12 protein-coding genes, 2 tRNA genes and 1 riboswitch are annotated in these 12414 nt (G+C 66.7%); all 14 genes read left to right on the top strand.

Going from position 1 to position 12414, the window contains the following annotated elements; translation table 11 throughout:
• Positions 1-131 precede the first annotated feature (131 nt).
• Positions 132-229, top strand: a riboswitch (TPP riboswitch).
• A gap of 7 nt (positions 230-236) precedes the next feature.
• Positions 237-1757 carry a bifunctional hydroxymethylpyrimidine kinase/phosphomethylpyrimidine kinase gene (thiD, locus tag LDO86_RS11365; protein WP_018769463.1) on the top strand — a complete coding sequence of 507 codons (1521 nt, stop codon included), beginning with the start codon at positions 237-239 and terminating at the stop codon, positions 1755-1757.
• A gap of 263 nt (positions 1758-2020) precedes the next feature.
• Positions 2021-2329 (top strand): 50S ribosomal protein L21, encoded by a 309-nt coding sequence (gene rplU, locus LDO86_RS11360; RefSeq protein WP_003803420.1) that lies wholly within the window; start codon positions 2021-2023, stop codon positions 2327-2329.
• Positions 2330-2390: 61 nt separating this feature from the next.
• On the top strand, positions 2391-2654 hold the full coding sequence (gene rpmA / locus LDO86_RS11355; protein WP_009372867.1) for a 50S ribosomal protein L27: 264 nt from the start codon (positions 2391-2393) through the stop codon (positions 2652-2654).
• Between the two features lie 119 nt (positions 2655-2773).
• Positions 2774-4363 (top strand): GTPase ObgE, encoded by a 1590-nt coding sequence (gene obgE, locus LDO86_RS11350; protein ID WP_018769462.1) that lies wholly within the window; start codon positions 2774-2776, stop codon positions 4361-4363.
• A 4-nt stretch (positions 4364-4367) separates the two neighbouring features.
• Positions 4368-5504 (top strand): glutamate 5-kinase, encoded by a 1137-nt coding sequence (gene proB, locus LDO86_RS11345; RefSeq protein ID WP_018769461.1) that lies wholly within the window; start codon positions 4368-4370, stop codon positions 5502-5504.
• Positions 5505-5530: 26 nt separating this feature from the next.
• Complete coding sequence (locus tag LDO86_RS11340) at positions 5531-6895, top strand: glutamate-5-semialdehyde dehydrogenase (RefSeq protein ID WP_018769460.1); 1365 nt, start codon at positions 5531-5533, stop codon at positions 6893-6895.
• Positions 6896-6974: 79 nt separating this feature from the next.
• The gene (locus LDO86_RS11335; RefSeq protein WP_018769459.1) at positions 6975-7214 is read left to right on the top strand and encodes a hypothetical protein; all 240 of its coding nucleotides are present in this window, start codon (positions 6975-6977) and stop codon (positions 7212-7214) included.
• Positions 7215-7269: 55 nt separating this feature from the next.
• The gene (nadD, locus tag LDO86_RS11330; RefSeq protein ID WP_018769458.1) at positions 7270-7887 is read left to right on the top strand and encodes a nicotinate-nucleotide adenylyltransferase; all 618 of its coding nucleotides are present in this window, start codon (positions 7270-7272) and stop codon (positions 7885-7887) included.
• Positions 7888-7894: 7 nt separating this feature from the next.
• Entirely contained in the window at positions 7895-9184 is a 1290-nt protein-coding gene (locus LDO86_RS11325; RefSeq protein ID WP_018769457.1) for a hypothetical protein, read from the top strand.
• A gap of 38 nt (positions 9185-9222) precedes the next feature.
• Complete coding sequence (gene rsfS, locus LDO86_RS11320) at positions 9223-9624, top strand: ribosome silencing factor (protein ID WP_018769456.1); 402 nt, start codon at positions 9223-9225, stop codon at positions 9622-9624.
• 132 nt (positions 9625-9756) lie between these two features.
• A tRNA-Ala gene (locus LDO86_RS11315) sits at positions 9757-9829 on the top strand.
• Positions 9830-10038: 209 nt separating this feature from the next.
• Positions 10039-10111: transfer RNA gene (locus LDO86_RS11310), tRNA-Ala, on the top strand.
• A 225-nt stretch (positions 10112-10336) separates the two neighbouring features.
• The gene (locus LDO86_RS11305) at positions 10337-10708 is read left to right on the top strand and encodes a DUF3311 domain-containing protein (protein WP_018769455.1); all 372 of its coding nucleotides are present in this window, start codon (positions 10337-10339) and stop codon (positions 10706-10708) included.
• The gene (locus LDO86_RS11300; RefSeq protein ID WP_018769454.1) at positions 10705-12381 is read left to right on the top strand and encodes a sodium:solute symporter; all 1677 of its coding nucleotides are present in this window, start codon (positions 10705-10707) and stop codon (positions 12379-12381) included. The genes LDO86_RS11305 and LDO86_RS11300 overlap by 4 nt, the downstream gene beginning before the upstream one ends.
• Positions 12382-12414: the final 33 nt, after the last annotated feature.

Here is a 12414-nt window from a genome sequence, read left to right as displayed (position 1 = left end):
GCGCCACCCAGGAAGTCCCCGTCGTGCGGACTGTCCCCCATGAATCCAGGGGGAACAGTCCACGGGCGGGGACTTCCTGCATGCGCGGGTGCTGTCACCTTTCCGCCGGGTACGCTCCAGCGGCTACTCTGGAACCCGACACGGGGTGCCGCGCAGAAGGCCGGCTGAGATCCACACCCGTTGAACCTGTCCGGCTAGTACCGGCGAAGGGATGTCTGTTGTCTTCGACCCTCTCCATGCCCCTGCCCACAGCGTCCGGCGTGGCCCCCGCGCTGCCTGGGGGCCGCGATGTCCCGCGCGTCCTCTCCATTGCAGGCTCCGACCCGTCCGGCGGGGCCGGGATCCAGGCGGACCTCAAAAGCATTGCCGCCCATGGCGGATACGGCATGGCCGCGATCACGGCACTCACGGCGCAAAACACCCGGGGCGTGCAGTCCGTCCACGTCCCGCCGGCCGGCTTCCTGGCCCAGCAGCTGGACGCGGTCAGTGACGACATCAGCATCGACGCCGTCAAGATCGGCATGCTGGGCGACGAGTCGGTGATCCGCACTGTCCGCCAGTGGCTCGAAAAGGCCCGTCCCGCCGTCGTGGTCCTGGACCCCGTCATGGTGGCCACCAGCGGCGACAGGCTGCTGAAGGAATCCGCCGAAGCCGCGCTCCGGGAACTGCTGCCCCTTGCCCACCTCATCACCCCCAACCTTCCCGAGCTCGCGCTGCTGCTGGGCATGGAGCCGGCGAAGGACTGGGACACCGCGCTGGACCAGGGCAGGCGCCTGGCGGAAGCCACCGGAGCCACCGTGCTGGTCAAGGGTGGCCACCTTTCAGGCCTCGACTGCCCGGATGCGCTGGTGAACACTTCGGGCCTCCTGGGGCCGGACGTGGTGGAAGTGCAGGGGAAGCGGGTTTCCACGCGGAACAGCCACGGGACGGGCTGTTCCCTGTCCTCTGCCATGGCAACAGTCCAGGCCCGTTTGGGCAATTGGGAGGCATCACTGCGAACGGTCAAGCCCTGGCTGGCCGGCGCACTTGAGAACTCCGGCCAATTGGAGGTGGGCCAGGGGAACGGCCCCGTACACCACTTCCACCACGTGCGGCCGGTCCTGGAGGAGGGCGGCTTCGCGGCCCGGTTGTGGTCGGAAGCCCAACAGGACCTGGCGGACATCTACGCACTGGACTTCATCCACGGCCTGGCGTCAGGAGACCTTCCGGAGAAGGATTTTGCCTACTACCTGGCGCAGGATGCCCTCTACCTGAACGGCTACTCCAGGGTGCTGGCACGGGCCAGCGCGCTGGCCCCCTCGGAGGCCGAGCAGCTTTTCTGGGCCGGATCCGCGCAGCAGTGCCTTGAGGTGGAATCGGAACTCCACCGCTCGTGGCTCAGCACCCGCCCGGCCCCGAAGGGCCTGGGCCCGGTCACCAAGTCATACGTGGACCACCTCACGGCAGCGTCGGCGTCGGGCAGCTATGCCGTCCTCGCCGCCGCCGTGCTTCCCTGCTTCTGGCTCTACGCCGAAGTCGGCGGGAAGCTCCACGCCCGGTTCCTGGCCTCGGGCGAACCGGACGGCCATGCCTACGCGGCCTGGCTCCGGACGTACGCCGACGAGGGCTTCGCCGAAGCCACCCGCAAAGCCATCGCCATCGTGGATGCAGCCGGACGGACCGCGCCGGACCATGAGAGGGCGGCGATGGTGACGGCGTTCAAGCAGTCCTGCCGCCTGGAAGTGGAGTTCTTCGACGCGCCGAGGCTGCATTCCTGACCCCCGCGGGCCGGGCCCGGCTATGATGGTGGAGCACGGTTGCGGCGGTTCCTGCCGGGCTGTGGTTACTACCACAGCCGGCCCGCCTGAACCAGCCTCATTTGCGGCCGAAGATGGATTTAGCGTATTCTTGATCTTCGGTGCTTACGCCAACACTTGGGTTACGACCCCACGGCGTTGAGGCACAGCGAGAAACCAAGCTTTTAGCAAGTCGGTTCCGCACGCAAATTTTGTAATAAACGTCGAGAGAAGTGAGTTCCCAAGTGGTGTACGCGATTGTCCGCGCAGGCGGCCGCCAAGAGAAGGTTTCCGTTGGAGACTTCGTTACCCTGAACCGCGTCGCCGGTGGAGCCGGCAGCACCATTGAGCTGCCCGCACTGCTCCTGGTTGATGGTGACAAGGTCACCTCCGCCGCCGCTGACCTGGCCAAGGTAACTGTTACGGCTGAAATCCTCCAGGACCTGCGTGGTCCTAAGATTGTCATCCAGAAGTTCAAGAACAAGACCGGCTACAAGAAGCGCCAGGGTCACCGCCAGGAACTGACCAAGGTCAAGATCACCGGCATCAAGTAACCACCGGTTACTGTTCAGGCATTTCAACAGATTCCCCAGAATTTAGAGGCAGGCATTTCAGATGGCACATAAAAAGGGCGCGAGCTCCACTCGCAACGGTCGCGATTCCAACGCTCAGTACCTCGGCGTCAAGCGCTTCGGCGGCCAGGTTGTTTCGGCCGGCGAGATCATCGTCCGCCAGCGTGGCACCCACTTCCACCCGGGCGCCGGCGTTGGCCGTGGCGGCGACGACACCCTGTTCGCCCTGACCCCGGGCGCCGTTGAATTCGGCACCCGCCGCGGTCGTCGCGTAGTCAACATCGTTGCTGCTGCAGCTGCAGAGTAACAACAAGTTCTGAAACGGTGGAGCGGGCCTGAGGGTCCGCTCCACTGTTCTTTTAACCGCATTACAATCGATGTGGCGTCCCCTGGGCCGCCAGGTAAACAGTTTCTGAGGAGATCCACGTGGCCAGCTTTGTAGACCGGGTAGTACTGCACGTATCCGGCGGTACCGGCGGCCATGGGTGCGTCTCCGTCCACCGCGAGAAGTTCAAGCCGCTGGGCGGACCCGACGGCGGCAACGGGGGCAACGGCGGCGACGTGATCCTCCGCGTCGACCACCAGACCACCACGCTTCTTGACTACCACCACGCACCGCACCGGCACGCCAGCAACGGCGGCCCCGGCATGGGTGACTGGCGCGGCGGCAAAAACGGTGAAACCCTCATCCTGCCCGTCCCGGACGGCACCGTGGTGAAGTCCAAGGACGGCACCGTCCTGGCTGACCTCGTCGGCGAGGGCACCGAGTACGTGGCCGCCGCAGGCGGCATTGGCGGACTCGGCAACGCCGCCCTGTCCTCGCAAAAGCGCCGCGCCCCCGGCTTTGCGCTGCTGGGCATCGAAGGCGAGTCCCGCGACATCGTCCTGGAACTGAAGTCCATCGCCGACATCGCGCTGGTGGGTTTCCCGTCGGCCGGCAAGTCCAGCCTCATCGCGGCGATGTCCGCGGCCCGGCCCAAGATCGCTGACTACCCGTTCACCACGCTGGTTCCCAACCTCGGCGTCGTGCAGGCCGGAGACGTGCGGTTCACCATCGCCGACGTACCCGGGCTCATCGAAGGTGCCAGCGAGGGACGCGGCCTGGGCCACCACTTCCTGCGGCACGTGGAGCGCTGCGCAGCCCTGGTGCACGTGCTGGACTGCGGCACGCTGGAATCGGAGCGCGACCCGTTGTCGGACCTCGCCATCATCGAGGGCGAGCTGGAGAAGTACGCCGTCGACATGAGCTACGCAGGCCAGGACGGCGAAGTGGTACCCCTGAACCACCGCCCCCGGCTGGTGGCCCTGAACAAGGTAGACCTGCCCGACGGCAAGGACATGGCCGAATTCGTGCGTCCGGAACTCGAATCCCGCGGCTACCGCGTGTTCGAGGTGTCCGCCACCAGCCATGAGGGCCTGCGCCAGCTGGGCTTCGCCATGGCGGAGATCGTCAAGGCGGCCCGCGACGCCGTCGCTGCCGCACCGCCCAAGGTCCAGCCCGCCGTACTGCGTCCCCGCGCCGTCAACGAGGCCGGCTTCAAGATCCGGCGCGAGGAAAAGAACCTGGAGCCGCTGTTCCGCGTCCTCGGCGAAAAGCCCGAACGCTGGGTCAAGCAGACCGACTTCACCAACGAGGAAGCCATCGGCTACCTTGCGGACCGGCTCGCCAAGCTCGGCGTGGAGACTGAACTGTTCAAGCAGGGCGCCAAGCCGGGCGACACCGTGGTCATCGGCGGGGACGACGGTGTCGTCTTCGACTGGGAGCCCACCATGATGGCAGGGGCCGAGCTCCTGGCGTCACCGCGCGGCACCGATGTGCGGTTCGCAGACATTGGGGATCGGCCCACCCGCAGCCAGAAGCGCGATGAGCAGCAGGAGCGCCGTGACGCCAAGGCCGCCGCCCGGGCCGAGCTCGAGGCGGAACGGAAAGCCGGTATCTGGACCGAATCCGTCAGTGGCCGCCGCGCTGCCCACCCTGTGAAGGAGAGCGGACTGGAAGCGGACGATGACCTCTAGGGGCATGACCGCGGAACCCGCCGGGCGGACGGCGGACAGGAGCGCACTGGCAGGCGCCCGCCGGATCGTCGTGAAGGTGGGCTCCTCGTCTCTGACCAGCATCAAGGGCGGCATCTCGGAGGAATCCCTGACCGCCCTGGCGGACGCACTCGCGGCCAAGCGCAACGCGGGCGCCGAGATCATCCTGGTCTCCTCCGGCGCCATCGCGGCCGGACTGGCCCCGCTGGGACTGGCCAAGCGCCCCCGCGACCTCGCCACCCAGCAGGCCGCCGCCAGCGTGGGCCAGGGGCTGCTGATGGCCCGGTACACCCAGGCCTTCGGCGCGCACGGCGTCACCGTCAGCCAGGTCCTGCTCACGGCCGAGGACCTGATGCGCCGCAGCCAGCACACCAACGCCCTCCGCGCCATGGACCGGCTGCTGAACCTCGGTGTGGTCCCCGTGGTCAACGAGAACGACACCGTGGCCACCCACGAAATTCGCTTCGGCGACAACGACCGGCTCGCCGCCCTCGTGGCGCACCTGGTGCGCGCCGACGCACTGGTGCTGCTGTCCGACGTCGACTCCCTCTATGACGGGCCGCCCGCCCAGGGTGCCAAGCGCATCCCCCTGGTCACCGGCGCGCACGACCTCGAGGGCGTTTCCATCGGCAAAGCGGGCAAGGCCGGTGTGGGAACCGGCGGGATGATGACAAAGGTGGAAGCTGCCAGCATGGCAGCAGGTTCGGGCATTCACGCCCTGGTGACCTCCACGTCCAACGCCGCCGCAGCCCTGAATGGCGAGGACGTGGGCACGTGGTTTTCCGTCAACGGTTCCCGCAAGCCCGTCCGGCTCCTGTGGCTGGCGCACGTTGCCTCGGTGCAGGGCCGCCTGGTCCTGGACGAGGGGGCGGTGCGTGCCGTGCGGCACCACCGCACCTCCCTGCTGCCGGCGGGGATTTCCGCGGTGCAGGGCGACTTTGAAGCGGGCGACGCCGTGGAACTGGCAGGAACCGACGGCATCGTTGTGGCCCGCGGCCTGGTGAACTACTCGTCGGAGGAGCTGCCCCGCATGCTGGGGCGTTCCACCCGGGAGCTGGGCGAGGCACTGGGCAGCGGCTATGACCGCGAAGTTGTTCATGTTGATGACCTGGTGCTGGTCTGAGCCCAGGGCTCGCCTAAACTTGGAGCATGACTGAAGCCCTGATCCACACTGCTGAAAATTCCGGAACCACTGCTGCGCAGGCGCAGCCGGGTGCCGTGGCAGAACAGGGATCAGCTGCTGCGCCTCTTTCCGGTGCGGAGGTTGAAGCGGCTGTCCACGCCCTCGCGGACCGGTCCCGCCACGCTGCCCGCCGGATGGCCACTGCCAACCGTGCCTGGAAGGACCGCGCCCTCCGGGCTGTCGGAGCCGCCCTGCAGGAGAACGTGCCGGCCATCCTCACCGCCAACGCCATGGATGTGGAAAAAGGCAAGGCCAACGGCACCTCCGCCGCGCTCCTGGACCGGCTCACCCTCACCGAGGCCCGCGTGGCAGGGCTGGTGGCCGCCCTCGAGAACCTGGCCAACCTCCCGGATCCCGTGGGCAATGTGGTGCGCGGCCAGACCCTTCCCAACGGGCTCCGCCTCCGCCAGGTCAACGTGCCCATGGGCGTCGTGGCGGCCATCTACGAGGCACGGCCCAACGTCACCGTGGACATCGCGGGGCTGGCCCTCAAGAGCGGCAACGCCGTCATCCTGCGCGGCGGCAGCGCTGCCGAGGCCACCAACCAGGTCCTGGTCCGGGTGCTGCGCGAAGCCCTCGAATCTGTGGGCCTTCCGGCCGACGCCGTGCAGACCGTGGACCAGTACGGCCGCGCCGGTGCCAGCGTCCTGATGAAGGCCCGCGGCAGGGTGGACGTGCTGATTCCCCGCGGCGGCCGCGACCTGATCCAGACCGTGGTGACCAACTCCGCCGTGCCCGTCATCGAAACGGGGGAGGGGAACGTCCACATCTTCCTCGACGAGTCCGCCGACGAAAACATGGCCGTGGAGATCCTGCTCAACGCCAAGACCCAGCGGCCCAGTGTCTGCAATACGGTCGAGACCCTGCTGGTGCATTCGCGCTCAACCGTCCTGCCCGCCGTGGCCGCCGCCCTGCGTGGCGCCGGTGTCCGCCTGCACGTGGACGGGCGCATCAGCGCCGCGCTGCCCGGGATCGAGACCCAGCCGGCCACGGATGTGGACTGGGGAACCGAGTACATGGACCTTGACCTGGCCGTGGCCATGGTGGACAGCCTCGATGAGGCCGTGCAACATATCCGCACCTGGTCCACCGGGCACACCGAAGCGATCCTCACCAACAGCCTTGCCAACGCTGAACGGTTCATCGCCGAGGTGGATTCGGCGGCGGTGATCGTGAACGCTTCCACGCGGTTTACCGACGGCGGGGAACTTGGCCTCGGTGCCGAGGTGGGCATTTCCACCCAGAAGCTGCACGCCCGCGGGCCCATGGGCCTGACCGAGCTCACCACCACCAAGTGGATCGTCCAGGGCGAAGGCCAGGTCCGCGCATAGCAACGCGGTAACATAGACCAGAACCCGGAAAGCAGCGGAAGGTTCCGCTGCCCGTAAATCCTTGAACATAGGGGAGAAAATGCTGCTCCAGCAGATTGCCACGTCCGTCGCCGCCGCAGGTGAATCAGGCCATGAGGAGCTTGCGCCGCTGTGGGCCGAACCGTGGGTCTTTGGCGTTTCCATGTTCGGCATCCTGGTGGTCCTGATGTTCATTGCCTGGTCCTACACCAACCTGGGCAACCGCCACGCCGCCACGGACGAGCACGCCGATCCGCACCGCCAGCACCCCAATAAGCACGATCGCGGGCAGGGCCACTAAGATTTCCCACAACCTGCACCGCAATGGTGCCCGGGGGCGGCTGCGGCTTGGCGTGATGGGCGGGACATTCGATCCCATCCACCACGGCCACCTTGTCGCGGCCAGCGAAGTCGCGGCGGAGTTCGACCTCGACGAGGTGGTCTTCGTCCCCACCGGGCAGCCATGGCAAAAGTCCCATAAACAGGTCAGCGAGCCCGAACACCGCTACCTGATGACCGTCATCGCCACGGCATCCAATCCGCGCTTCACCGTCAGCCGTGTCGACGTTGACCGTCCGGGTCCCACCTACACCATCGACACCCTCCGCGACCTCCGGGCCCAGCGCCCCGATGCCGACCTTTTCTTCATCACCGGCGCGGACGCCCTGGCGCAGATTTTGTCCTGGAAGGACATTGACGAGCTGTGGTCGCTGGCCCACTTCGTGGGCGTGACACGTCCCGGGCACGTCCTGGACGGGATGGGCCGCGACGACGTCAGCCTCCTGGAAGTTCCGGCCATGGCCATTTCGTCAACGGACTGCCGGGCCCGTGTGGCAGGGAACAACCCGGTCTGGTACCTGGTCCCCGACGGGGTGGTCCAATACATCGCCAAGTACGGCCTGTATTCGGACCCGCCGCCTGCAAGCGCGGATGAAATAACTTCCGAAGCACGCGAACCAGCCAGTACTGAATGAGTTCTCAATGAGTCAGGAACAGCCCCCAATCCGCAGCCGCCGGGAACTCCGGAAGGCCAGGGACGCCCAACCGCCCGCCACCGGGCAGCGCCCGCCTGCCGCGAACCGGCCGGCCGACGGCGCACCCGCACCGGCGGGACAGGATGCGACGGCCCGCTCCCGCTCCGCAGTAACAACTCCGCCGGCCCCCGCCGACACGCCTGCCGACCGGACGCCTGAAGACCAGACGCCCACCCAGCGTTCGTCCCAGATCCGCGCCCGCGACCGGGCCGCGCTTCGCACCATCAAGGAACTTGAGGAAAAGGAAGGCCAGCTTGCTGCCGGGGGACCGCCCACCCGGCGCCAGCTGCGGTTGCAGCAACTCAAAGAGCAGGCACTGACGGCCGCCAATCCGATTGTGCCACCAGCCGCTGCGCCCGCCCCCACCGCGTCGTCAGGAGCGGACACTGCTGCCCCGGCCCCTGCAGCGAACACCGGCGCGCCGGTAAAAACTGGTGCCCCGGCGAAACCAGGGCCCGCAGCCGCCGCTGAACGTCCTGCACCGGCTCCAGGAGGCGCCCCGGAGGGGATGACGGTGGAACAGGCACTGGAAGCGCGGGCGCTGATCGCCGCGCAGGCCAGGAACCAGATCGCCAAAATGGAGCACATCGCGTCTGTGGATCCGGAGGCCGTCGATCCGGAGATCCTGGCCGAACAGATCGCCCTGGCGGAGCGGGCCGCGGTCCTGAACCGCAGGGCAATGGCCCGGCAGAAGCTCGCCGAACAGGCGGGGAATCCTCCCGCCCCGGCCAGGGAAGCCGCCGCCAAAGACAAGCCCGGCCCGTCCACCGCCAACAACCTGGCGATGGTGACGCCGCTCGAGTTCGTCCAGGTGCCCGGCGTCGAACGTCCGGTGATGAAGCCGCCGGCAACCTCGCATGTCCCGGTCACCACCAGGCCCGGCACCAAAGTTCCGGGAAAACGCAAACCTGCCAACCGCCCCAAGGCGCCAGCGCCCGAATCCGCCAGCGGCAGGTCCCAGGTCATAGCCCGTGCCGAGGCAGCGGCCAAAGCCGCCAGCCGTCCCAAACGGGTATCGCTCCCGGACAACCAGACGGAGAACCCCTCAGAGGATCTCTTCGAGGATCTTCCCCGCGTCCCTGCCCGCGCCGCCCATGGCCTTGACCCCCTGGACGCCGCAACGGCCGGCCTGACAAGGGCGCGGCGGAACCGCATCCTTCAGTTCTGCATCCTCGCGTTCGGGATCCTGGCCCTCATTGCCGGCATCATCCTGATCGTCAGCGGCATGTCCCGCTGACCGCACCGGCATCAACTTTTCACCAAACAAGGAGTCCCGTGACTGCAACAGAATCGTCCATTGCAATAGCCCGTACGGCCGCCAAGGCCGCCGCCGACAAGATTGCGCAGGACATCGTCGCCATGGACGTGAGTGAACGCCTGGCCCTGGCCGACGTCTTCCTCATCGCCTCGGCACCCAGCGAACGCCAGGTCAACGCCATCGTTGACGGCATCGAGGAAGAACTTGCCAAACAGGACCTGCGGCCGGTGCGCCGCGAGGGCCGTTCCGGCGGCCGGTGGGTCCTGCTGGACTACGCCGACGTCGTCATCCACGTCCAGCATGAGGAGGACCGGGTGTTCTACGCACTGGAGCGGCTCTGGAAGGATTGCCCCGTGGTGGACCTGCAGCTCGGGGACGACGCATCCGCCAAAGCCGGCGCAATAGCCGACAGCGAGTAGGCCGCGCCCGCGCCGTGAACGTGTGCGGAGAGTGAATATTCCCGATTTGGAATTTTCGGAATTGCTGTTCTAAGATATTTGAGTTGCTTCGGGGGAGACCCCGGAGAGAGCTCCTTGGAGCAGCAACAATCCGGGGCTGTGGCGCAGCTGGTAGCGCACCTGCATGGCATGCAGGGGGTCAGGGGTTCGAGTCCCCTCAGCTCCACCGGCGGGTCCGCCGGAACCATCCTGGTTCCGGCGGACTTTTTCGTTTCCAGCCGTTCCCGCGCAGCTGACGACGGCTGAATGCCTGCAGGACTGCGCGGCGGAGGAGCGCGGTTCCGGGGCCGTTGACCGCCGATTGGCGTCCAGCGGAAAAGTGCATTACTCTGGTCAGGTTGCTCCGGCGAATTCAACCGGAAGGAACAAGAGTAAGGGGCTGTGGCGCAGCTGGTAGCGCACCTGCATGGCATGCAGGGGGTCAGGGGTTCGAGTCCCCTCAGCTCCACCGATACACGGAAAAGGGAACCATCACATTTGTGCTGGTTCCCTTTTTCGTCGTTGTTGGGGGCCTGGTCCTTTTCTCTCCGGATGGGGACCTGCAGCCGGTGGAAAAACCCTTCCCGCGCAGGTCAAAGCGGGGTACAACTGAAGTTGAGGGCACATCGTCCCGCCGCCCGGCCGCTTTCACCCAAGAGCGGGGACGCGGGACAGGCTGACGAGGAGGTCACAGATGTCCCACGCAGATGGTTCCGGCTACAACGGCGATGCTGTTCCAGAGGAATCGCGCCTGACACGCGATACCGCGATCCGGGGGCCTGCGAGGCCCGCTCCATACATCGGTGCCGGCATCATCCTGGCCGCCGCCATCCTCTTCCCCCTCATGCCGCAGCTCTACTCCTTCGATGCGCCCAGGCTGGCCGGGCTGCCGTTCTTTTACTGGTACCAGCTGCTCTGGGTGCCCATTTCGGCCATCCTGACCGGCACGGCCTATTGGCTGGTAACCAAGGAAGACCGACGACGGCGGGCTGAGGCACGTCCAGGCGGCCCGCCACGGGCAGGCACAGCCTCCGCCGATGCCGGGTTGGGAGGGGACCGGCCATGAACGGGCGCGAGATCAACTGGATTGCCTTGATCATTGTTGTGCTGCTGTTCGTCGTTGTTGCCGTCATGGGCTTCCTGGCCGCCAAATGGCGCCGCAGCGGAGAGGTGGAAGGACTGCACAGCCTGGACGAGTGGGGCCTGGGCGGCCGCGGATTCGGCACCTGGATCACTTGGTTCCTGCTGGGCGGGGACCTCTACACCGCCTACACCTTCGTGGCAGTGCCCGCAGCGATGTGGGCCACGGGCGCCGTCAGCGGCTTCTTTGCCGTGCCCTACACCATCGTCCTCTATCCGATCATCTTCATCATCATGAGCCGTTTGTGGTCGGTGTCCCACCGCCATGGCTACGTCACCTCAGCGGACTTCGTGGGCGGCCGCTACGGCAGCCGCTGGCTTTCGCTGGCCGTCGCCGTCACGGGCATCGTGGCCACCATGCCCTACATCGCGCTGCAGCTGGTAGGCATCAAGGCCGTCCTCACGGTCCTTGGCCTGGGCAGCTCAGGCAATGTGCTCCTGACCGACCTGCCGCTGATCCTGGCCTTCGTGGTCCTGGCCGCGTACACCTACACATCGGGACTCCGCGCGCCGGCGATGATTGCCGTCGTCAAGGACCTCCTGATCTACCTTGCGGTGATCGTGGCCGTCATCTACCTGCCCATCAAGTTCGGCGGCTGGGACACCATCTTCAGTTCGGCACAGGCCAAACTGGGCACGGTGAACCAGGCCACCGGAAAGCCCGCAGGGGTCTTCATTCCGGGTGCTGCCAACTACTCCGCCTACTGGTCACTGGCACTGGGTTCGGCCATGGCGCTCTTCATGTATCCCCACTCCGTGACGGCGGTGCTGGCATCCAAGGCCCGCAATACCATCCGCCGCAACGCCGCCATCCTGCCCCTGTACTCGCTGATGCTTGGTTTCCTGGCCCTGCTGGGTTTCGTGGCCATCAAGGCGGGCACCAAGCCCATCGACCTGGACGGATCGGTCAATCCGCAGTTGGTGGTACCGCAGCTGTTCCTTGACCATTTCCCGGCCTGGTTTGCGGGGGTGGCCCTGGCTGCCATCGCCATCGGGGCGCTTGTCCCCGCGGCGATCATGTCCATTGCGGCGGCAAACATGTTCACCCGAAACATCTACCGCGACTTCATCCGGCCTGACGTCGATGCCAGGACAGAGGCGAAGGTTTCCAAGATCGTCTCGCTGGTGGTGAAGGTGGGCGCGCTGGTCTTCGTGATCGCCATGGACCAGTCCGCGGCCATCAACATGCAGCTGCTGGGCGGCATTTGGATCCTGCAGACCTTCCCGGCCGTGGTGGCCGGCCTGTACACCCGGTGGTTCGACCGCTGGGCGCTGCTTGTCGGCTGGGCGGTGGGCATCATCTTCGGAACAATCTCCGCATACAACGTGGTCAATCCGGCGACCAAGGCCCATTTTGGCGGCTCTTTGGCCCCCATCCCCGGGACGGACTTCACCGTTTACATCGCGGTGTCCGCGTTCGCGCTGAACCTGATTGTCGCCGCCGTCCTGACCCTGGTGCTGCGGGCCCTGAAGGTCCGCACGGGGGAGGACCTCACCCGGCCCACGGATTACGCCGCCGACGAGACAGACCCGAAGGTGGTCCAGATCGAGAAAATCCAGCCTTTCACCCGGCCAGGCGGACCTCCGCCGGTGGCCTGAAGGAAGCCCGGGTCCTCCCCGGGATTAGGCCGC

Source organism: Arthrobacter sp. StoSoilB19 (assembly GCF_019977275.1).
GTDB lineage: Bacteria > Actinomycetota > Actinomycetes > Actinomycetales > Micrococcaceae > Arthrobacter.
Note: the sequence above shows the minus strand (reverse complement) of the source record. Positions and strands in the feature narration are given on the sequence as shown.

What these genes read in the sequence shown, in the direction of transcription:
- nadD (WP_018769458.1), top strand. Translation starts at nt 7,270, where the DNA reads ATGGGCGGGACATTCGATCCCATCCACCACGGCCACCTTGTCGCGGCC.
- LDO86_RS11305 (WP_018769455.1), top strand. Translation starts at nt 10,337, where the DNA reads ATGTCCCACGCAGATGGTTCCGGCTACAACGGCGATGCTGTTCCAGAG.
- LDO86_RS11325 (WP_018769457.1), top strand. Translation starts at nt 7,895, where the DNA reads ATGAGTCAGGAACAGCCCCCAATCCGCAGCCGCCGGGAACTCCGGAAG.
- LDO86_RS11340 (WP_018769460.1), top strand. Translation starts at nt 5,531, where the DNA reads ATGACTGAAGCCCTGATCCACACTGCTGAAAATTCCGGAACCACTGCT.
- LDO86_RS11300 (WP_018769454.1), top strand. Translation starts at nt 10,705, where the DNA reads ATGAACGGGCGCGAGATCAACTGGATTGCCTTGATCATTGTTGTGCTG.
- proB (WP_018769461.1), top strand. Translation starts at nt 4,368, where the DNA reads ATGACCGCGGAACCCGCCGGGCGGACGGCGGACAGGAGCGCACTGGCA.
- rpmA (WP_009372867.1), top strand. Translation starts at nt 2,391, where the DNA reads ATGGCACATAAAAAGGGCGCGAGCTCCACTCGCAACGGTCGCGATTCC.
- LDO86_RS11335 (WP_018769459.1), top strand. Translation starts at nt 6,975, where the DNA reads ATGCTGCTCCAGCAGATTGCCACGTCCGTCGCCGCCGCAGGTGAATCA.
- thiD (WP_018769463.1), top strand. Translation starts at nt 237, where the DNA reads ATGCCCCTGCCCACAGCGTCCGGCGTGGCCCCCGCGCTGCCTGGGGGC.